At 36.3% G+C, this 20,139-nt stretch carries 21 protein-coding genes; 5 read left to right on the top strand and 16 right to left on the bottom strand.

Features of this window, described 5'->3' with window-relative positions; all coding sequences use genetic code 11:
- Positions 1–93: 93 nt before the first annotated feature.
- The 14 genes from trmFO to CKV70_RS06405 form a co-directional block, all read right to left on the bottom strand.
- A complete protein-coding gene (gene trmFO, locus CKV70_RS06470) occupies positions 94–1,398 on the bottom strand; it encodes an FADH(2)-oxidizing methylenetetrahydrofolate--tRNA-(uracil(54)-C(5))-methyltransferase TrmFO (protein WP_009924616.1) in 1,305 nt (434 codons plus the stop codon).
- 62 nt (positions 1,399–1,460) lie between these two features.
- Positions 1,461–3,539 (bottom strand): type I DNA topoisomerase, encoded by a 2,079-nt coding sequence (gene topA, locus CKV70_RS06465; RefSeq protein ID WP_014600791.1) that lies wholly within the window; start codon positions 3,537–3,539, stop codon positions 1,461–1,463.
- Positions 3,540–3,810: 271 nt separating this feature from the next.
- A complete protein-coding gene (dprA, locus tag CKV70_RS06460; RefSeq protein WP_003723892.1) occupies positions 3,811–4,671 on the bottom strand; it encodes a DNA-processing protein DprA in 861 nt (286 codons plus the stop codon).
- Positions 4,672–4,804: 133 nt separating this feature from the next.
- Complete coding sequence (locus CKV70_RS06455; RefSeq protein ID WP_003723891.1) at positions 4,805–5,590, bottom strand: ribonuclease HII; 786 nt, start codon at positions 5,588–5,590, stop codon at positions 4,805–4,807.
- Entirely contained in the window at positions 5,587–6,450 is an 864-nt protein-coding gene (gene ylqF, locus CKV70_RS06450) for a ribosome biogenesis GTPase YlqF (protein ID WP_003723890.1), read from the bottom strand. The genes CKV70_RS06455 and ylqF overlap by 4 nt, the downstream gene beginning before the upstream one ends.
- A gap of 9 nt (positions 6,451–6,459) precedes the next feature.
- On the bottom strand, positions 6,460–7,002 hold the full coding sequence (gene sipZ, locus CKV70_RS06445) for a type I signal peptidase SipZ (protein WP_003723889.1): 543 nt from the start codon (positions 7,000–7,002) through the stop codon (positions 6,460–6,462).
- Positions 7,003–7,103: 101 nt separating this feature from the next.
- Positions 7,104–7,673 (bottom strand): type I signal peptidase SipY, encoded by a 570-nt coding sequence (gene sipY / locus CKV70_RS06440; RefSeq protein WP_009924619.1) that lies wholly within the window; start codon positions 7,671–7,673, stop codon positions 7,104–7,106.
- Positions 7,674–7,707: 34 nt separating this feature from the next.
- Positions 7,708–8,274, bottom strand: coding sequence for a type I signal peptidase SipX (gene sipX, locus CKV70_RS06435; protein WP_009924620.1), 567 nt, complete (start codon positions 8,272–8,274; stop codon positions 7,708–7,710).
- A gap of 118 nt (positions 8,275–8,392) precedes the next feature.
- On the bottom strand, positions 8,393–9,652 hold the full coding sequence (gene clpX, locus CKV70_RS06430) for an ATP-dependent protease ATP-binding subunit ClpX (protein WP_003723886.1): 1,260 nt from the start codon (positions 9,650–9,652) through the stop codon (positions 8,393–8,395).
- Positions 9,653–9,836: 184 nt separating this feature from the next.
- Positions 9,837–11,120 (bottom strand): trigger factor, encoded by a 1,284-nt coding sequence (gene tig / locus CKV70_RS06425; protein WP_003723884.1) that lies wholly within the window; start codon positions 11,118–11,120, stop codon positions 9,837–9,839.
- A gap of 114 nt (positions 11,121–11,234) precedes the next feature.
- A complete protein-coding gene (locus tag CKV70_RS06420) occupies positions 11,235–12,173 on the bottom strand; it encodes a hypothetical protein (RefSeq protein WP_014600790.1) in 939 nt (312 codons plus the stop codon).
- 261 nt (positions 12,174–12,434) lie between these two features.
- Positions 12,435–13,100: a hypothetical protein gene (locus CKV70_RS06415; protein ID WP_003732795.1), complete on the bottom strand. Its 666-nt coding sequence runs from the start codon at positions 13,098–13,100 to the stop codon at positions 12,435–12,437.
- A gap of 17 nt (positions 13,101–13,117) precedes the next feature.
- Positions 13,118–13,651 (bottom strand): matrixin family metalloprotease, encoded by a 534-nt coding sequence (locus CKV70_RS06410; protein ID WP_010989719.1) that lies wholly within the window; start codon positions 13,649–13,651, stop codon positions 13,118–13,120.
- Positions 13,652–13,769: 118 nt separating this feature from the next.
- On the bottom strand, positions 13,770–13,985 hold the full coding sequence (locus tag CKV70_RS06405; RefSeq protein WP_003727524.1) for a helix-turn-helix domain-containing protein: 216 nt from the start codon (positions 13,983–13,985) through the stop codon (positions 13,770–13,772).
- Between the two features lie 150 nt (positions 13,986–14,135).
- Here CKV70_RS06405 and CKV70_RS06400 point away from each other — a divergent pair, with 150 nt between their 5' ends.
- The 4 genes from CKV70_RS06400 (at position 14,136) to CKV70_RS06385 (ending at position 17,948) form a co-directional block, all read left to right on the top strand.
- On the top strand, positions 14,136–14,531 hold the full coding sequence (locus tag CKV70_RS06400; protein WP_003723563.1) for a helix-turn-helix domain-containing protein: 396 nt from the start codon (positions 14,136–14,138) through the stop codon (positions 14,529–14,531).
- 80 nt (positions 14,532–14,611) lie between these two features.
- Positions 14,612–15,751 (top strand): PrsW family glutamic-type intramembrane protease, encoded by a 1,140-nt coding sequence (locus tag CKV70_RS06395; protein WP_014600789.1) that lies wholly within the window; start codon positions 14,612–14,614, stop codon positions 15,749–15,751.
- Between the two features lie 135 nt (positions 15,752–15,886).
- The gene (gene proB, locus CKV70_RS06390) at positions 15,887–16,717 is read left to right on the top strand and encodes a glutamate 5-kinase (protein WP_003723561.1); all 831 of its coding nucleotides are present in this window, start codon (positions 15,887–15,889) and stop codon (positions 16,715–16,717) included.
- Positions 16,701–17,948 (top strand): glutamate-5-semialdehyde dehydrogenase, encoded by a 1,248-nt coding sequence (locus CKV70_RS06385; RefSeq protein ID WP_003723560.1) that lies wholly within the window; start codon positions 16,701–16,703, stop codon positions 17,946–17,948. The genes proB and CKV70_RS06385 overlap by 17 nt, the downstream gene beginning before the upstream one ends.
- A gap of 19 nt (positions 17,949–17,967) precedes the next feature.
- Here CKV70_RS06385 and CKV70_RS06380 read toward each other — a convergent pair whose 3' ends face one another.
- On the bottom strand, positions 17,968–18,888 hold the full coding sequence (locus tag CKV70_RS06380) for an alpha/beta fold hydrolase (RefSeq protein WP_003723559.1): 921 nt from the start codon (positions 18,886–18,888) through the stop codon (positions 17,968–17,970).
- A gap of 188 nt (positions 18,889–19,076) precedes the next feature.
- Here CKV70_RS06380 and CKV70_RS06375 point away from each other — a divergent pair, with 188 nt between their 5' ends.
- The gene (locus CKV70_RS06375) at positions 19,077–19,541 is read left to right on the top strand and encodes a hypothetical protein (RefSeq protein ID WP_012951571.1); all 465 of its coding nucleotides are present in this window, start codon (positions 19,077–19,079) and stop codon (positions 19,539–19,541) included.
- 46 nt (positions 19,542–19,587) lie between these two features.
- On the opposite strand, the gene CKV70_RS06370 is transcribed toward CKV70_RS06375, so the two are convergent.
- On the bottom strand, positions 19,588–20,040 hold the full coding sequence (locus CKV70_RS06370; protein WP_003723557.1) for an NUDIX hydrolase: 453 nt from the start codon (positions 20,038–20,040) through the stop codon (positions 19,588–19,590).
- Positions 20,041–20,139 lie beyond the last annotated feature (99 nt).

Raw genomic sequence — 20,139 nt, 5'->3', positions numbered from 1 at the left:
GTCTTTCCACCACTATCAACTTTCTCAAAATAACAAAGTAGCCCTCGTGATGAAAAGAACAGCAAAGAATAGTCCTCAATTATTATAGTGTTTTTATAGTTCTTCTGCAACCTTTTTTATTGCATTTAGCGCTCTTTCAGCTAATTTTTCGTTACGTTCTTGTTTTGCACGAATTTTTGTTTCAAGCTCTGGGAAGAGTCCAAAATTAACATTCATTGGTTGGAACGATTTTTTACTAGCACTCGTAATATAATGGGCTAGACTGCCAATCGCTGTTTCAGTTGGGAAAACCACTAATTCTTTTTCCTGTACAAAATTAGCCGCATTAATCCCAGCAGCAAGCCCGCTAGCAGCTGATTCAACATATCCTTCCACACCCGTCATTTGTCCAGCAAAGAACAGATCATTACGTGTTTTCAATTGGTACGTTGGTTCAAGCACAGTTGGTGAGTTAATAAATGTATTACGATGCATCACACCATAACGAACGATTTCGGCATTCTCAAGACCTGGAATCATTCCAAATACACGTTTTTGCTCTCCCCATTTTAGGTGTGTTTGGAAACCTACCATATTATAAAGTGTTCCTGCTGCATCATCTTGTCTAAGTTGCAATACTGCATAAGGTCTTTTTCCTGTTTTCGGATCTTCTAATCCAACTGGCTTCAATGGGCCAAACAACATTGTCTTAATTCCACGTTTTGCCATTACTTCAATTGGCATGCAACCTTCAAAAAACACTTCTTTTTCAAATTCTTTTAAAGCAGCCGTTTCAGCCGTTACTAATGCTTCATAAAAAGCATTGAATTCTTCTTCTGACATCGGGCAATTTAAGTAAGCTGCTTCTCCTTTATCATAACGGGATTTCAAATACACTTTATCCATATCGATACTATCTTTTTCAATTATCGGCGCCGCTGCATCATAAAAGTAAAGATACTCTTCGCCAGTTAATTGTTTAATTTCGTCCGCAAGTGCGGGACTAGTAAGTGGCCCTGTTGCAATAATTGTTGGACCTTCAGGGATAGTAGTAACTTCTTCTGTATGCACCGTCACGAGAGGATGGTTTTTCACTTTGTCTGTAATGTAACCAGAAAATTCATGGCGGTCAACCGCAAGCGCTCCTCCTGCTGGTACAGATGCTTTGTCAGCAGCTTCAATGATAATAGAATCAAGCATCCGCATTTCTTCTTTAATAACTCCCACGGCATTCGTTAGGCCGTTAGCTCGCAAGGAATTAGTACATACTAGCTCTGCAAATTTGTCTGTATGATGTGCCGGAGTTTGTTTTACCGGTCTCATTTCGTATAAGTCTACCTTTACGCCTCGATTTACTAACTGCCACACCGCTTCACTTCCTGCTAAACCTGCTCCAATTACATTAACACTCTTTTCCATTTGTCCGCCTCCTCGCGCAACAATGGCAACACAAGAAGAATCCAAGTGCTGCCATTTTCCAATTATTGTTGGGTTGATTCTTTGTAATCACAATTTGTACATTGTACTTGTACACCTTTTTTCAATTTCTTCTCGACTAGTGCTCGTTTCTCACATTTCGGACAAGCACGTTCGACTGGTTTATCCCAAGATACATAGTCACAATCTGGATAACGATCACAACCGTAGAAAATACGTTTTTTCTTACTTTTTCTTTCTATTACATGTCCTTTCTCACATTTAGGACACGTAACACCGATTTCTTTCACGATTGCTTTCGTATTACGACAATCAGGAAATCTACTACAAGCTAGGAACTTACCGTATTTACCCATTTTGTATACCATTGGAGCTCCACAAAGATCACAGTCAATTCCGGCTGGTTCATCTTTAATCTCGATTTTTTCCATTTCTGCATCTGCTTTTATTACATTTGGTTCAAATCGTTTATAAAATTCATCAATGACTTTCACCCATTCAACTTCTCCGTGCTCAACTTCATCGAGCTCACTTTCCATGTTGGCAGTGAATTTCACATCTAAAATTTCTGGGAAATAGTCTTCAATCATTTCATTAACGATTTCACCTAATTCAGTTGGAATAAAGCGTTTATTCGTTAAAGAAACATAATTTCTGCGCTGAATTGTGTCGAGTGTCGGCGAATAAGTCGATGGTCGACCAATACCAATTTCTTCGAGCGTTTTTACTAATCTAGCTTCTGTGTAACGTGGAGGTGGCTGCGTGAAATGTTGACGCTGTTCGAGCGATTCGGACTGCACCTTATCTCCTTTTTTCAAATCTGGTAAGATATTTTCTTTTTCTTCCGTATTATCATCGTTACTTTCTACATAGACTTTCATGAAGCCGTGAAATTTAATTTTAGAGCCATTTGCTCTGAAGTTCACGCCGTTGTTATCTAAGTCAACACGCATTGTATCTAGAACTGCTGGCGTCATTTGGCTCGCAATAAATCTTTCCCAAATCAAACGATATAGGCGAAGTTGGTCCCGTGTTAAATATTCTTTTACTTCTTGGGGACTTCTCATTGCACTTGTAGGCCTGATTGCTTCATGGGCATCTTGGGCACCTTTTGCGTTTTTATCTGATCGTTTATGATTACGAGAAAATTCAGGTCCATAAGTTTCTTTAATGTAGTTACTTGCTTCTAGTATAGCGGAATCTGCAATACGAGTGGAGTCGGTACGCATATAAGTGATTAAACCAACTGTGCCTTGTTTGCCAAGTGTGATCCCTTCATATAATTGTTGAGCAAGCATCATCGTTTTTCTTGTACGGTAATTTAGTTTCCGTGCTGCTTCTTGTTGCAAACTTGAGGTGGTAAATGGTGCAGCAGGGTTTCTAAGTCGTTCTTTTTTAGTTACATCTGTTACGTCAAATGATTTCCCTTTGATTGCAGACATTACTTCTTTTACATCATCCGCAGTAGAAAGTTTTTTCTTTTTGCCATTTAGACCATAAAAATTGGCTTGGAATTTTTTCTTACCTTTAAGGAAGTTACCATCAATTGTCCAGTATTCTTCGGGTTTGAAATTATTGATTTCTTTCTCTCTATCAATAATGATTCGAAGTGCAATAGATTGAACACGACCAGCACTCAAACCTTTTTTTACTTTTTTCCATAGGATAGGGCTGATATTATATCCAACTAAACGGTCTAAAATTCTACGCGCTTGCTGTGCATTGACTAAATCCATGTCAATTTTACGTGGTGTTTTGAAAGATTCTTTTACTGCTTCTTTCGTTATTTCGTTAAATACTACACGTAATTTGTCTGATTGATCTAACTCTAAACTGTTAGCTAAGTGCCATGCAATTGCTTCCCCTTCACGATCTGGATCGGCTGCGAGATAGACTTTTTTCGCTTTTTTGGCAGCTTGTTTTAATTCTTTTAAAACAGGGCCTTTTCCGCGAATCGTAATATAACGAGGTTCATAGTCATTTTCTGTGTCTACACCCATTTGACTCTTCGGTAAGTCACGAACATGTCCCATGGAAGCTTTAACTTTAAATTTCTTGCCTAAATACTTCTCAATCGTTTTTGCTTTTGCAGGTGACTCTACAATCACTAAATAATCTGCCATATCTATATATTCCTCCCTGATTTGGGTCAATACACGGGCTTTACTCGTTGTCTTAATCCTATTACAGTTTTAGCCTCGCGTTCAATAAGTTTTCAATGCTGATTTTTCACATAATTCAGTAGTAAATATTAGCCCTTCCTACTGGGTTTGTCAATGGCTTTTAAGAAAAAGTCCATTTTTTGATGTTTTATATCAGCTTTCTTTAGCAAACTTATCTCAAAAAATCAGGAAATGCAAGTCAAATCACTTAAAAACGATAATTTCAGTAGAATTATGGCTTAATTTGAAAAAATTCTTCTATTATATGGTCCGCATTCATAACTAGCTTGGCGCCTTCCTGAATCAAATAATTCGTTCCCTGCCAAGTATCAATAAAAATATTCCCTGGAACGGCAAAAACTTGTCTGTTTTGTTCTAATGCTATGTCTGCAGTAATTAGAGAACCACTTCTTTCAGCTGCTTCTATTATTACTGTCCCAATTGCCAAACCGCTAATGATTCGATTTCTTTCTGGAAAATGCCACCTCTTTGCTTCTTGACTTGGTAAATATTCACTTAATAGCAAGCCTTCTTTCGCGATTTCTTTAGCAAGGAACTCATTTTTCTTTGGATAAATTTTGTTAACACCTGAACCAAGTACGGCAATTGTTGCACCGTTTTTATTTAAGGTGGCTTTATGAGCAATAGTGTCTATTCCTATGGCCATTCCGCTAATTATGGTTAAATCGTGCGCAGAAAGTTCACTAGCAATTTTCACGCAAGCTTTTCTACCATACTCACTCATCTGCCTAGTACCGACAATGGCGATGGCTTGCCGTTGAAGTAAGTCAATATTCCCTTTGCAAAATAAAATCGGTGGTGCTTCGTAAACCTCTCTTAGAAGTGCTGGATAGCTATCTTCTAGAATCCAAATTGGAGTAATACCTTCCAAAAAGAACACTTCAGCCGTTTCTATTTCCATTAAAATCTGTGCTCTTTTATCCACCGGAAAGAATGATTCTACAAATGTATGTGCTGCCATTTCATACTGGTCTAACTCTTTTAATTTTTGCCAAATGACTGCTCTCTTTTTAGCAGAAATAGACTTACAGGAAGCAAGTTTTAGCCATGTGTTTCGTTGTTTAAAATCCATATGTTACACCTCCGTGATAGTTACTCTCAGTCTACAAATGTTATGCTTTTTTGTAAAATGACTAAAATCTATGAAACAATACAAAAAAGCGCATTTTCTATGTCGAAAACACGCTTTTCCTTATAGGATTTAGTTAATTTAAGCTGTCAAAATGTAACTTTGATTCTTTCACTGGCGAAAAACTCATGCGATGAATAGGACATATACCAATAGTATCTAAACCAAGTAAATGTTTTTTTGTGCCATAGCCCATATTGTTTGCAAAATCATAGCCAGGATACTTTTCATCGTACATCTGCATTAACCTATCTCTTGTAACCTTTGCGATGATAGACGCTGCAGCAATCGAAATGCTTTTTGTATCCCCTTTGATAAGAGATAGTTCTGCCTCGGTATATCTTAGTGGCATTGCATCTATTAGAACAAAATCAGGTTCTGGTGTTAATTGATTTAACGCTTCACACATAGCAAGTTTCGTCGCTTCATAAATATTTACTTGATCAATTACATCATGTTCAATAATCCCTACTCCGATAGCAATTGCTTCTTTTTTTATCTTTTCGAACAATGCGTCACGTTTTGCTTCACTCAATTGCTTAGAATCGTTTATTCCAACAACAGAAAAATCAGCTGGCAGGATGACTGCGGCAGCAACAACTGGACCAGCAAGCGGGCCACGGCCAACTTCATCTACTCCAGCAATATATTTGTATCCTTGTTGAAATAAATCAGTTTCATATTGTGTCATTTCTTTAAGTTTCACAAGTAATTTTGCTTCCTTTTCCCATTTTCGTCTCACGGATTGCACAAGTTTTTCTACACCTTTACGTTCATCCTGTATACATTTTTGGAAAAAAGGATCATTTTCTGAAGTGACTTCGCTTAATTTTTCTTTTATAACGGATATGGAATCGCTCATTCGACTTCATCTTCCCAATTTGGGAAATCAAACGACATTCTCCCTAACTTTTGCTGACGAATTTCTCGAACTACCGTTTCGGCTGCGCGAGAATAATCTGGATCATTGTATCGATCTAAGAGCCCTCTTTTTTCTGCAATAAATGCTAGTGTTTCGATAGGGTCTTCAGAAACAGTTTCTACTTTTAGCCAAGTTTGAAGTCGGTCGGGGTAATGGTTTTCTAAAAATCGCAAACCGTAACCAGCAATCTCTTCCATTTGAAGTAAATCATCTTTAATTGCACCTGTAAGAGCTAATTTGTAACCAATTTCTTGATCTTCAAATTTAGGCCAAAGAATCCCTGGAGTATCCAAAAGTTCTAATGTTTTACCTACTTTAATCCATTGTTGTGCCTTAGTTACACCAGGTTTATTACCTGTCCTTGCAATATTTTTTTTCGCTAGTCGATTGATTAATGTTGATTTACCAACATTCGGAATACCTAAAATCATCGCACGAATTGCTCTTGGCTTCATACCTTTACTTCTTAAACGGTCGAATTTTTCAGCCATTAATTTTTCGGCGGCTTGTTCTATTTTGAATAGTCCTTTACCTTCTTGAGCATTCACAGCAACTGCTGGCAAACCTTTCTCGGCAAAGTAGTCAATCCATTCTTTTGTTGTTTTTTCATCGGCAGTATCTGCTTTATTTAAAATAATCACTCGTCTTTTTTGATGGATAATTTCTTCTAGCATGGGATTAGAGGAAGATAGCGGGATACGTGCATCCACTAATTCAAAAATCACATCTACTAGTTTTAATTTTTCTGTTACCTCACGGCGAGCTTTGGCCATATGACCTGGAAACCACTGAATTGTCATTATATACTCCTAATCTATAAGTTTGGCATCTTCAATCGGCCAGTAACAAATCGGTGTTGTTCCTAACACCTTGCTAAATGGAATTGGCCCAATTATCCGACTGTCTTTGCTTGCTCTTCGATTGTCACCTAAAACAAAATAAGTATCTTTTGGAATTTTACCACCATCTAGTTGATCCTTTGAACTGTAATCATCTGTTAAATAGCCATCTTTCAGCTTTTCTTTGTAAGTATCCAAATACGGTTCATTATACTTTTTACCATTGATGTAAAGTTGGTCCTCTTTGTATTCTACTGTATCACCCGGCAAACCGATTACTCGCTTGATGTATTCTTTTCCATCTGATTCTCGAAAAACAATCACATCAAAACGATCTACATTTCCGAAGCGATTTATAATTACACGGTCATCGTTATGAAGTGTAGGCATCATTGATATCCCATCTACGAGAATAGGGACAAATAAATAAAAACGGATTATAACAGCTATTAACACTGCTAGAACAGCCGCCCAAATCCATGACCATAACCGTTTTAAATTCTTCTCCTTCAAAAAATTGCACCGCCCTATTTTATACTAACAGTCTTATTATAAACGAAAAAACGCTCATTTAATAGAGAAATCCGCGAAAAAGTATCTTCACGGACTTCACATTATTTTCCAAATTGTATCACTGTACCGTTTACCATGGAATCATCAATAAATCCGAAAACACGACTATCTGAACTCCCGCCGCGATTATCTCCGAGTACAAACAGTTTCCCTTTTGGAACAGTACTTTCGCCTGTCATATCCTCCAGCGTATAATCCGCTATGTATGGTTTTTGCGTTGGATCTGGATTCCAAAGGGTTAATGTTCCTTCTGGCAAGTAACTTTCTACTTTTCGTTTTCCATTTAAATATAACTCACCGTTTTTAAATGCTATTTTATCTCCTGGCATGCCAATCACTCGCTTGATGAAATGTTCTCCTGAACCAATCATTGGAGGTTCATCAAACACGATAATGTCGAAACGATCAGGCTTGGAAATTTTTTCAATGAAAATTCTATCGCCATCTTGATATGTTGGAACCATAGATGTTCCTTCTACTTTTACTGGTGCAACTACAAAGTTACGAATCACAAGTGCAATTGCAAGTGCTGCAACGATAACTAGCACCCAGCTTAATAATTGATGTGCCCCGCTTTTTTTCTTGGGCTTTTTTTCATTCTGATCTGTCATCTATGTCTCCTCCTAGACTTCCTGTAGGGTCACATTAACGTTCTAAGGATTTTCCAAATGAAATTACTTTTCCAAGCACGGTATCCTGTGATATAAAGCCAATGTAGCGACTATCTTTACTTACTTGACGATTATCTCCTAAAACAAAAAGTTCTCCTTTAGGGACAGTAAGAGAGCCGTCAGAGTTTGGAATGTCTGCCATTGTAAAATTAGGATCACCTTCTGCATCAGTGGTTAAATAACCATTTTTTAGAGCTGCTTTTTCTGAATCTAAATAAGGTTCATCATATTTTTTCCCATTAATATAAAGTTGATCTTCTTTATACTCCACTTTATCTCCTGGAAGGCCAATGACGCGTTTAATGTACTCTGCATTTTCCTCATCAGGCGCAGGAAATACAATAATGTCAAAACGCTTCGGATCTGATACTTTGTTAATAAATAAATGTTCCCCATCATGGAGTGTTGGGTCCATTGATTTCCCATTAACAGTAACTGGAGAAATTAAAAAATAGCGAATACCAAAAGCAAGTATAAGCGCGATAAGAATTATTTTTATCCATCCAAATGCCCCAGAAAAAAATTTGTTTTCACTTTTCATGTCTTTTTATCCTCTCCAATTAATATTAATAAAGTATAGCACGAAACAAGTCAGATATTACAGTAAAACAAGCTGGCTTGATAGAAAAAATGCGCGCCAATTACGACGCGCATTCTAATCATGCAGATGTTTTAATTGGAATAATAGAACCGTCTTCTAATTGCAGTTGCGGTTCTTCTTCACCACGAGCTGCTTTTTCAGTAATAATACACTTCGTAATGTCGTCACGAGAAGGGATTTCGAACATCACTTCCAGCATAATCTGTTCGATAATCGAACGAAGACCACGCGCTCCAGTTTTGCGTTCAATCGCTTCTTTCGCAATTTCAATTAGAGCAGTTGGCTCGAATTCAAGTTCAACGTCATCAAGCTCTAACATACGTTTGTATTGTTTTACTAAAGCATTCTTTGGTTCTGTCAAAATGGAAACAAGCGCTGCTTCATCTAATTGTTCAAGCGTTGCTATAACCGGTAAACGACCGATAAATTCAGGAATTAAACCAAATTTCAGTAAATCTTCCGGAACAACACGGGATAAATAAGTTTCATCATCTTTTAGTTTCGCATTATCTGTACCAAATCCAATGACTTTTTCACCCATTCGATTTTTAACGATTTGTTCTATTCCGTCAAATGCTCCACCAACGATAAATAGAATGTTTCCTGTATCAATTTGAATAAGTTCTTGATGAGGATGTTTTCTACCACCTTGAGGAGGAACGCTTGCGACAGTACCTTCCAAAATTTTCAGTAGCGCTTGTTGTACGCCTTCACCGGAAACATCTCTAGTAATAGATGGGTTTTCGGATTTGCGAGCAACTTTGTCAATTTCATCAATGTAGATAATACCTTTTTCGGCTTTTTCCACATCGTAATCCGCTGATTGAATTAGTTTAAGAAGAATATTTTCTACATCTTCCCCAACATAACCAGCTTCTGTAAGTGAAGTCGCATCTGCAATCGCAAATGGAACATTAAGAATTCGCGCTAATGTTTGAGCAAGAAGTGTTTTACCACTACCAGTTGGACCAATTAAACAAATATTACTTTTTGAAAGTTCTACTTCATCTTCTTTAGTTTCATTGGAATTAATACGTTTGTAGTGATTGTAAACTGCTACAGCGAGTGCTTTTTTGGCACGCTCTTGACCAATAACATAGTCACTCAATATATGACGGATTTCTTGAGGTTTTGGCACTTCACCAAAATCAACAAATTCAGAAATACCTAGCTCTTCTTCAATAATTTCATTACAAAGCTCGATACATTCATCACAAATATAAACACCTGGACCGGCCACTAATTTACGTACTTGATCTTGAGTCTTTCCGCAAAAGGAGCATTTAAGTTGGCCTTTTTCGTCGTTAAATTTAAACAAAATATTTCACCCCTTCGCATAGGTATGTTGCTTATAGGCGATTTTTTCATCTCCTATGTGTGTTAATAATATCATTTGTTTATTAGAAATGCCAATCATCTGTATTCATATTTCTACATTCAGAAGGACACGAGTATAACTCATGCCCCCCATTTTTTAATGAAATTATTAAATCAGTCGTAGCTTATTTTTCCACTGCGCTATCTAATAATACATCGATAGCTTTACGGATTTTAAGATCAGATTTAAGTTCGCTCATATCGCCAAGTGCAGCACGAACTGCGTCTTTTTCCATACCATATTTTTCAGCTAATGTAGAAATTTCTTCGTCAATAGCTTCTTCAGTTGGCTCAATGTTTTCAGCTTCTGCAATTGCTTCAAGCACTAGGTTCATTTTCACGCGTTTTTCAGCGTCTTTTTCCATTTGTGCGTGCATAGCTTCTTCTGTTTGGCCAGTGAATTGGTAATATAATTCAGGAGTTAGACCTTGTGCTTGTAAATCTTGTGCGAAGTGATTCATTAAATGATCCGCTTCATGGTGAACCATTGCGTGTGGAATATCCACTTCTGCATTTTCAACAGCTTTCGCAATAACTTCTTCTTGTTTAGCTTGAGCAACGGATTCTTCTTTTGCTTCTTGTAAACGTTTAGAGATTTTTTCTTTTAATTCATCTAAAGTTTCTACTTCTTCGTCGATGTCTTTTGCAAGTTCATCGTCAAGAGCAGGAACTTCTTTTGTTTTGATTTCGTGTAATTTCACTTTGAAAACTACAGGTTGTCCAGCTAAATCTTCTGCATGATACTCTTCAGGGAAAGTTAGCTCGATATCCGCTTCGTCGCCAGCTTTTAAGCCAACTAATTTTTCTTCAAAACCAGGAATGAATTGTCCGCTTCCAAGTTCTAGAGAATGATTTTCAGCTTGTCCACCTTCGAAAGCTACGCCGTCTTTAAATCCTTCAAAATCAAGGATAACAGTGTCACCGTTTTCAGCTGGTGCATCTTCTTTAACAACTAACTCAGCTTGACGCTCTTGTAATTGTTTTAATTCAGCTTCTAATTCTTCAGTTGTAAGTTCTGTTTCGCGTTTTTCTACTTCAAGACCTTTGTAGTCTCCAAGTTTCACTTCAGGTTTCACTGTAACTTCAGCTGTTAAAACCCAAGTTTCGCCTTTTTCCATAGACTCAATGTTTACTTGAGGAGTATCCACTGGATCAATACCAGCTTCGTCAATTGCTGCAGAATATACTTCTGGAAGCAAGATATCAAGCGCATCTTGGAAAAGAGCTTCTTCACCAAAACGTTGATTGAAAATTTGACGTGGAACTTTCCCTTTACGGAAGCCAGGCACATTAAGAGTTTTACGCACTTTTACGAAAGCTCTATCTAAACCTTCTTTTACTTTTTCTTGTTCAATTTCAAAAGTAAGTTTTCCAACATTACCTTCTTGTTTTTCCCATTTTACTGACATGGTATAATTCCCTCCATCATCTATTTAGTTCAATTTAATTACTCTCATGACAAGTTTCAGCCATACTCACTAATAATAACACAGATATCCCTGACTTGAAAACAAGAAATATCATTATATAAAATAATTTTGTTGCCTAATTTCTAACTCTTCAATAATGGAAATAGCTTCTTCTACTGCTAAGTGATTCACATCGTCCGAAATAACGCAATAATTACCGTACATTGCATTCGCCCATTTATAGTATGCGTTTACCCAAACATCTACTTCCCGAGGTTCTAATTCAAAAGGATAAAGCATAAATAGATGTTGCTGTATAATTCCAATCACTTGCTCTAAAAGGCTTGGATTACTATGTTCGAGCATCTCAGCAAGTCCAGCAAAAATGGCTTCCGCAAATTTGTTATCAGCAAGCATTGGCACAAGACTTGGATTAAAGGTACCATGCTTATCTATTTTTCGGACTGTAACATCTTCATTTATTTCTTTTTCTTGCATTAATTCGAAAATCATCGACTGAACAAACGGGGAAAAAGTGTCATCCGCTAGAAAATCTTTAAATGCTGACAAAAAGGAATCTATTTCTAAGAAACGAGCTTCTTGTAAAAACTCCAATTGTTCCGTCGTCTGCCAAGACGCAAATTCACGAATATCTCTTCTTGGAACAAACTGTTTGGGAAAAGGAATAACATTATCAGCTATTTCTTCCGTTGCTTCTTTTTTTTCTTCTTCCATATAATGCCTAACTAATGTAAAGTACGTATCCATATTATCTTCTTTCATAAAAGTTACAGATAGCTCTCCAAGAATTTCCTTATTATAGCCATTCATCGTCAAAAAGTTTTGGCCGATTTCTTGCGCTTTATTCGTTTTATCTGTCTGATTATAAAATTGAATTAATCTATGTACAATTTCCTCGTTGCAAGGCTCTTGATGATACGCATTCTCCAAATAATGCAGCGTACTCATTTTTTCTTCTTCGGACAACGAGGTAATCCCTTTTTCCAGAAATTTTTTAACACTCATTGGAAAAAAAGCACCACTTCCACTCATCGTTTTATCTCCTTTTATTTGAAAAAGCTTTATTTATACTAACTGGATTTACCCTTATTGTTAAAAATCTAACCATTTGTAGCAAAAAATGTTGATTTGGTTTGATTCATTCTACTTGTATCGTCTGCTTCTGTCAAGAGGTTTTTATGGTGTTTTATTACGAAAAATTGTCTAGATTAAGCTTCAATTTTTATCAAATTTTTATTTCAAAAAAATTAGACCTCGATTTTTACACCGAGGTCTTGCGGGCGTTAAAACTTTTTATTCACTGTATTCTTCCAAAACTTCTTGATAGACTTCCTGATAAATTTCTTCTATGCTATCTGTTTCTTCTGTTGCTTGCCCGCCATCTAAGAACAATTCTTCTTCAGATAATTCTTCCACTGGGAATTTACTTATAACTGCATTTGATAGTATATAATTGTCACCATCTGGATTTTTTTCTAAGAAAAGCGTATACTCTTCTCCCTTTTCCATATTTTTATAGCCATCAATAGTTAAATCATATTCTTCTCCTTCTACCAAAACATTTTCCACGCTATACTCCAACACTTTAATAGTCATATTCTCACTCAATTTTCCTGTTGTATCTTTCTCGATAGAATTTATTTGCACATCGCTCATCGTATAAAAATCGGTTGGAAATACATTTTCTTTTGTTTCTTTTGTTACAGTTGTTTTTTCGGATTTTTTGGTTGCTTTAATGATAATTGGGGCATCTTTTTCAAGGTTATCCATATTTTCAGCAAGTTTGAGGTATTTTCCGTGGTAAGAGACAACCCCGTTATTTGCTTTTATCATTTCTGCTCCGCTTTGTGATGTTGTTTGTTCTTCTGATGTCGTTCCTTTCACACTCTCACTACTAGAACAAGCAGTTAAAATACTAAGGCATACTATACCTGCAATCATTGTAATCCTATTCTTCATTGTCAATCCTCCTTATTTTACTTATATAAAGCTTTGATGCCATTGAAATCGTCTGTTTGAGGTTTTGTTTTATTTATAAACCCTTTGTCTAACATAATTGCATTTTTAGTTTTCACGTGCCCTAGGCCAAAGCCATGTCCAAATTCATGTACAATAGTTTCTATTTTATGGTTAGTTGAAAGCGAACGAAAGCCTTTGTACAAAGTGATCTCGTTTTTGGAGATCAATTTATTTGATTTGTAGTAAGTTGTGTTGCATACCGCCAAAACACTTCCCTTGTTTGTCCCTGAACTACTAACCGTATAGTTAGGTCTGACATCGTTCCCTATGCTTACTGTATTCAAGTAGGGAGATGGGTTCCAGGCTTTTGCGCCACTAATAATAATATTTTTAAACCCTTTCGCCGAACCGTTAATATAAATTTTAAAATTTTTTGCACTAGACTTTGTCATCACATACCCAAGTTTTGTATATGCGCTTGCATTAGTTGGCGCTAATAATGCAACTAACACCGTAAAAATAAGAAACACTGCTAACGTTTTTTTCCTCATGATGTTTTCTCCTTCGCTCTTATCCCACACATTTTGTGTGTATTCATTTTAAATAAATTCCATAAAACGTTTGTTAAAAAGATAATCTTTTTATTTAACATTTTTATCCCGTGTCTAATTATTCATAAAAGAATTTCAAATCGCACATTAAAATTTCACTTAGAATAACAGCATTTTTGTGTGATAGTCTAACAGTTCCTTTTTCAATGTTACTGTAACCTGATGTGTACCTATAGCCCATCCGTCGCGCAATGAAAGCTTGGGTGATTCCTCGCTGCAATCGTAATTCTCGAATTTTTGTTGTATTAATTCTTCTGGTGTCTACTGTTTTCATGTCATCTTCTCCTTATCTACACAATTTGAGTTGTTAATACAATATTACCAACTCAATACGACTATGTCAATCACAAAATAATACGTTATGTGTTAAAATATAGCTAAATTGAGTAAGATATTGTATAATCAAACAAAAAGGAGTGAAATTATGCCAAATTTAAGTAACAGACTTACTTTATTACGGGAAAAACAAGGTTGGTCAAAAGCAGAAACAGCTAGAAGACTTGGTTTAAAAGCACCTTCCACTTATGGCAATTGGGAATATGGTATTCGGGAGCCAGATTTAGAAATGGTGACTCAAATTGCAACACTTTATGATGTTAGTGTCGATTATTTACTTGGACAACAAAGTATCCCAACATATGCTCCTAGTGAACTCCAAAACGAGAAAGATATTGGAAAAAGAATAACTAAAATTAGTGAAGATTTAAAATATGAGGATGATTTAAATTTAGATGGACAACCACTAAATGAGTCCGCAGCAGCTTTTTTAGCTGATTCAATTAATTTCCTTTACGAACAAGCGAAGAAAATAAACGATTAATTCCCTTCGCTCGTTTAACTTTTAGCGTTTTTGGGAATAATTAATGGAGTCAAAATAAAAAGCTAAAGGGGGAGTTTCATTTGTCAGAATGGTACTTCAAAAAGAACGAACAGAAAGTTGGACCTTTTACAAATGTAGAGATGATTGCTCTATATAGAAAGAAAGAGATTAATAATCTTACATTGGTCCAAAAATCCCCTCATCCAGAGTGGGTCGCATTTAAACAAACAGAATTGCATCAACATGCTTTGAATCACGGGAATTCAGAATTAAAAATTGGAAATCTTTTCTCTGCTGTCTTTAAAAAGCACTCTAAAGAGGAAGGCGAAAAAGTATTTATTGCAGGAACAAAATATACGACGCCTGCAACTAGTGACATTCCACATACTTGGCCCCATCCATGGGTGTTTTCTAGAGTATTCTTAGTTTTAATCATTACGTACTTTTTACTTCTTGCTTGTACATATTTGTTTGATAACAGTAATACCATACCTGGGCTGATGGTTATTGGCTCTTTTGCAGTTCCATTTTCGGTCTTATTATTCTTTTTCGAAACAAATGCACCGCGAAATATCAGCGTTTTCGATGTTGTGAAAATGTTTTTCATCGGTGGTGTCGCAGCGCTTGTTGCAACACTTGTCATTTATTCGATTATTCCAGTTGGAAAATTAAACTACTTTAATGCTTTATTAGTTGGTTTTATTGAAGAAACTGGAAAAATGATTATCGTTGCCCTATTCATCCGCTCGCTTAATTCGAAGTATATTCTAAACGGCTTACTAATCGGTGCGGCTGTTGGGGCTGGTTTCGCTGCTTTTGAATCACTTGGATATGCATTTAACTATAGTGTCGATGCAGCATTTTTATTCAAGGATATTCATATTGCTGGTGAAACAATGATGAATGTTATCTTTAGTCGTGGTTGGCAGTCTATCGGTGGCCATGTTGTATGGGCTGCCATAACTGGTGCTGCTCTCGTAATTGCTAAAGGAGATCAAAAACTGGGAATGCACCATATTTTCACAGGCACTTTCTGGAAATGGTTTATTATTCCGATTGCTTTACATTTCGTTTGGGATTGTCCTTTCAACCCACTACCAGCTATTGCATTTAAACAAATTGTTCTAATCGTAATTGTTTGGTTCGTTATTTTACGTCTAATAAGTAAAGGATTAAAACAAGTTTCAGTCATCTCAGCTGCGAGTAAAGCTACAAAATAATAAAAAAGGATTCTAAGAAAATTTCTTAGAATCCTTTTTTTAGTGATTACTTGGCCAAACAACAATATATTATAGACATATCTCTATTTTCATGTAAAATAGAAGTATTATCTAATTAGCAGAGGGGTCATAGAAATGCGCGAATCTTTAAAAAATAGTAAGAGACTAGTTATCAAGGTTGGTACAAGTACATTAATGTATGGAAATGGCCATATTAACCTAAGAACTATCGAAAAATTAGCGATGGTTTTATCCGATTTACGTAATGAAGGAAAAGAAGTTATCTTAGTTTCTTCTGGGGCAATCGGCGTTGGATGTCATAAATTACAACTTCCAGTGCGACCTACAAGTATTCCCGAACAACAAGCAGTTGCTTCTGTCGGTCAGAGTGAATTAATGCATATATATAGTAAGTTTTTTGGTGAATACGGACAAGTTGTTGGTCAAGTACTACTTACTCGAGATGTAACTGACTTCCCTATTAGTAGAGAAAATGTTATGAACACGCTCGAAAGTCTCTTAGAACGCGGAATTATTCCTATCGTAAATGAAAATGATACAGTTGCTGTTGAGGAACTAGAACATGTAACTAAATACGGCGATAACGACCTTCTTTCAGCTATTGTGGCTAAACTCGTGCAAGCTGATTTACTTATCATGCTATCTGATATTGATGGCTTTTATGGTAGTAATCCTTCAACTGACCCAGATGCAGTTATGTTTTCTGAAATCAATCAAATAACACCAGAAATTGAAGCACTTGCTGGCGGTAAAGGTTCTAAATTCGGAACTGGCGGCATGTTAACGAAACTTTCCGCTGCTTCTTATTGTATGAATGCTAACCAAAAAATGATTTTAACCAATGGCAAAAATCCTACAATTATTTTTGATATAATGCAAGGTGAACAAATCGGGACTTTATTTGCAAGTAAAAAGGAGGAATTTTCCCATGACGGAACTCATTAAAAAAGGAAGTGCAGCTAAAGAAGCAGCCCAATTTTTAGCGCAAGCATCAACTAAGCAAAAAAATGCAGCTTTGCTAAATCTAAGCAATGATTTACTTACTCATACAGCTTCCCTTCTTGAAGAAAACAACAAAGATATTATACGTGCTCGGGAAAAAGGTACACCTGAAACAATGATTGATCGCCTCCGTTTAACAGAAGAAAGAATAAAAGAAATTTCTGAGGCTGTTAAACAAGTTGTTGCTTTGAAAGATCCTATCGGAGAAGTAACAAATATGTGGAAAAATGAAGCCGAACTCACTATTGGAAAAACGAGAGTACCACTTGGAGTTATAGGTATCATTTATGAATCAAGACCAAACGTTACTGTCGATGCTTCTGTACTTTGTTTTAAAACTGGTAATGCTGTTATTTTACGTGGTGGTAGTGATGCAATTGATTCGAATAAGGCTCTTATGTCCGTTATTCAGGATTCACTAGAGGCATCTGGATTCCCTCGTTCTAGCGTTCAATTAATTGAAGACACATCTCGTGAAACAGCTCGTGATATGATGCGCTTAAATCGCTTTTTAGATGTTCTTATCCCGCGCGGTGGAGCTAAATTAATTCAAACTGTTCTTGAAAATGCTACTGTTCCAGTTATTGAAACCGGCACAGGAAATTGTCATATTTATGTCGATAAAGCTGCTGAAAAACAAATGGCAATCGATATTTTAGTTAATGCAAAATGTTCGCGTCCTTCTGTTTGTAATGCAGCAGAAACCTTACTTATTCACCGGGATGTAGCAGATGCCTTTCTTCCTGAAATGGAAACTGCTTTAAAGGAATATAACGTTGAATTACGCGCGGATGAACGTGCACGAGAAATTCTAAAAGATTCTAAAGCAGCAACAGAGTCAGACTGGGAAGATGAATTTTTAGACTTTATTTTGGCCATTAAAGTTGTAGATTCAGTAGATGAGGCAATTAATCACATTAATAAATACGGGACAAAACATTCCGAAGCAATTATTTCGAATGATTATGCAACTGGACAAGCTTTTCATCAAAAAGTCGATGCTGCGGCAGTATATATTAACGCTTCTACTCGCTTCACAGATGGTTTTGCAATGGGATTTGGTGCAGAAATTGGTATTAGTACTCAAAAGCTGCATGCCAGAGGGCCAATGGGCTTAACGGAGCTTACTTCTACTAAATATATTATTTTCGGGGACGGTCAAATCCGCAATTAAAGAAAAGGAAGCCTAATAGTTAGGCTTCCTTGTTTTTTGTATTCAACCAAGCAATAACATCTTTAAAAACAGTTTCTTTACATAATTCATTGACAAGTTCATGACGCGCATCTTCGTATATTTTATAGGTAACATCTTCCACTCCAGCTGCTTCTAAAGCTAACGCAATTTTAGGCGTATCTTTTCCAAAATGGCCAACCGGATCATCACTCCCTGAGAGTAATAAAATAGGCAAATCTTTCGGCACACTTTCGACAGTTTCTTTTTGCTGGCTTATTTTAACGGCTTCAAAAAGATTATGGAAAAATCCACTCGTTCCGACTACCGGCCCACAAAACGGATCTTTCTCATAAGCTTCATAAATCGCCACATCACGAGAAAGCCAACTGAAGCGATGATTTTCATTAAACGGCTTATTATAACCCCAAAATGCTAATTTATTTAGAAATCCGCTTCGTTTCATTTCATCTTTTTTTATCCGTTGCTTCGTTATAATTTGTCCCATTTTCAGTAAAGGGATTGGTTGTAATCCGCTTCCGCTCAGTATTACTCCATCAACTTGATGTTGCGCCATAAAAGTCCGGATGACGAAACTTCCCATACTGTGTGCGAAAATAAAATAGCTCAGTCCGGGATAAGTTTCTTTTAAATAAGTTCGAACGACTACTTCATCTTTTATCATATCTTGAAATCCTGTTTCACCATCTAAGTGACCCAAATAACTTTCATCTATAGCCGATTTTCCAAACCCACGATGATCGTCTGCTACTACAATATATCCCGCTTCGTTCAAACGTTCAGCAAACACGCCATATCTAGCCCCGTGCTCTGCCATGCCGTGAACAATTTGAACTACACCAACTGGATTTTCAACTTCATCCCATATATGTAAATGTAAATCTAGCCCATCTGTCGCTTTTAATTTCATTTGTTTGTACATGTGTCTCCCTCCCATTTCATCTTAATATTAGTATAACATCTGGTAGTTATTTTCACTATTTCACTGCCTTTTATTAGGACTTTTGTATAACTAGTTAAAAAGTTACAGTTCCAACTATTCATTTATCCCGACTTGATTGTTCACATAATCACAATGTGCTATAATAAACCCATAAGGAGATGACACACATGGATAACTGTTTAGCGCAATTACAAATGTATGATTATTTACTCAAAAAATACCGTAACAAAGAGGTTTTCCCTGATACGCGAATGATCGTTGAAATTGACGGAAAACTGTGGACAGGTGACTTCCTCCAACTTGATGACTGTCATATCATTGAGATTGATTGGGAAGATACTCGTTTTACAAGAATTGAACGTACAAAAGATGCTATCAATGATGAATTTAATGAAAAAGTAACGAACTCCAATGTGAATGTTAGTGAAAACCGCATTGATTCAAAAATTGGCAGTCTAAAAAATATTGAAATTTTATATCAAGAAATTGGTAATTTTGTTCGCCAAGTCGAAAGCTCTACAACGACTTTAAAACCATTACTATACAACGCATATTGCTTAGATACACGTGTTAAATTACCATTTTTAGACCTTAGCAAAAAAGAAATTATATTAGTATCTTTGACTAATTAAATGAAACCCCGCGAAACCTATATTTCGCGGGGTATTTTTATGCTGTTTATTGAATGTGTTTTATACGATCACTTGAAAGTTGAGTTAGCTCTGTTTGGAGAAATTTTGGCAATATTTCTATCTCACTCACCTTGTCTATTTCAAACCATTTAAAATTTAACTCGTAATCTGTCTCCCCGTTCTGCCCAAACTGTTCTATTTTTGTAAACGTCGAAAGTTCTAATAGTGCGCTATTTGGATATAACTCCACAATATAATAAAACTCAATACTATCCATTTCCTCGCCACGATATACAAAGCGATTTTCCGCGATAATTTTTAACTCTCGAATAGTCACTTCTTCTCCAAGTTCTTCTCTCATTTCTCGCTGTAATCCTTCTTTAGTTAACTCATTTTCAACAGCGCCACCCGGCAATGTCCAATAATTTTCATTTTTAGTTGTGTGGAGTAAAATTTTGTTTTGATGCCTGATAATCGCTGCTACTCTTATATGTTTCATGCCCATCTCTCCTTTAGTTTATTTTAACATAATTAAAGTGGTTGCGCTTTCAACTGATTTATAGTATAGTAATGGCGAACAACTTGTATATACAAGTTA

Source organism: Listeria monocytogenes (genome assembly GCF_900187225.1).
In the GTDB taxonomy this organism is placed as follows: Bacteria; Bacillota; Bacilli; order Lactobacillales; family Listeriaceae; genus Listeria; species Listeria monocytogenes.
Note: the sequence above shows the minus strand (reverse complement) of the source record. Positions and strands in the feature narration are given on the sequence as shown.

What these genes read in the sequence shown, in the direction of transcription:
- trmFO (WP_009924616.1), bottom strand. Translation starts at nt 1,398, where the DNA reads ATGGAAAAGAGTGTTAATGTAATTGGAGCAGGTTTAGCAGGAAGTGAA.
- topA (WP_014600791.1), bottom strand. Translation starts at nt 3,539, where the DNA reads ATGGCAGATTATTTAGTGATTGTAGAGTCACCTGCAAAAGCAAAAACG.
- dprA (WP_003723892.1), bottom strand. Translation starts at nt 4,671, where the DNA reads ATGGATTTTAAACAACGAAACACATGGCTAAAACTTGCTTCCTGTAAG.
- CKV70_RS06455 (WP_003723891.1), bottom strand. Translation starts at nt 5,590, where the DNA reads ATGAGCGATTCCATATCCGTTATAAAAGAAAAATTAAGCGAAGTCACT.
- ylqF (WP_003723890.1), bottom strand. Translation starts at nt 6,450, where the DNA reads ATGACAATTCAGTGGTTTCCAGGTCATATGGCCAAAGCTCGCCGTGAG.
- sipY (WP_009924619.1), bottom strand. Translation starts at nt 7,673, where the DNA reads ATGACAGATCAGAATGAAAAAAAGCCCAAGAAAAAAAGCGGGGCACAT.
- sipX (WP_009924620.1), bottom strand. Translation starts at nt 8,274, where the DNA reads ATGAAAAGTGAAAACAAATTTTTTTCTGGGGCATTTGGATGGATAAAA.
- tig (WP_003723884.1), bottom strand. Translation starts at nt 11,120, where the DNA reads ATGTCAGTAAAATGGGAAAAACAAGAAGGTAATGTTGGAAAACTTACT.
- CKV70_RS06420 (WP_014600790.1), bottom strand. Translation starts at nt 12,173, where the DNA reads ATGAGTGGAAGTGGTGCTTTTTTTCCAATGAGTGTTAAAAAATTTCTG.
- CKV70_RS06415 (WP_003732795.1), bottom strand. Translation starts at nt 13,100, where the DNA reads ATGAAGAATAGGATTACAATGATTGCAGGTATAGTATGCCTTAGTATT.
- CKV70_RS06410 (WP_010989719.1), bottom strand. Translation starts at nt 13,651, where the DNA reads ATGAGGAAAAAAACGTTAGCAGTGTTTCTTATTTTTACGGTGTTAGTT.
- CKV70_RS06405 (WP_003727524.1), bottom strand. Translation starts at nt 13,985, where the DNA reads ATGAAAACAGTAGACACCAGAAGAATTAATACAACAAAAATTCGAGAA.
- CKV70_RS06400 (WP_003723563.1), top strand. Translation starts at nt 14,136, where the DNA reads ATGCCAAATTTAAGTAACAGACTTACTTTATTACGGGAAAAACAAGGT.
- proB (WP_003723561.1), top strand. Translation starts at nt 15,887, where the DNA reads ATGCGCGAATCTTTAAAAAATAGTAAGAGACTAGTTATCAAGGTTGGT.
- CKV70_RS06385 (WP_003723560.1), top strand. Translation starts at nt 16,701, where the DNA reads ATGACGGAACTCATTAAAAAAGGAAGTGCAGCTAAAGAAGCAGCCCAA.
- CKV70_RS06380 (WP_003723559.1), bottom strand. Translation starts at nt 18,888, where the DNA reads ATGTACAAACAAATGAAATTAAAAGCGACAGATGGGCTAGATTTACAT.
- CKV70_RS06375 (WP_012951571.1), top strand. Translation starts at nt 19,077, where the DNA reads ATGGATAACTGTTTAGCGCAATTACAAATGTATGATTATTTACTCAAA.
- CKV70_RS06370 (WP_003723557.1), bottom strand. Translation starts at nt 20,040, where the DNA reads ATGAAACATATAAGAGTAGCAGCGATTATCAGGCATCAAAACAAAATT.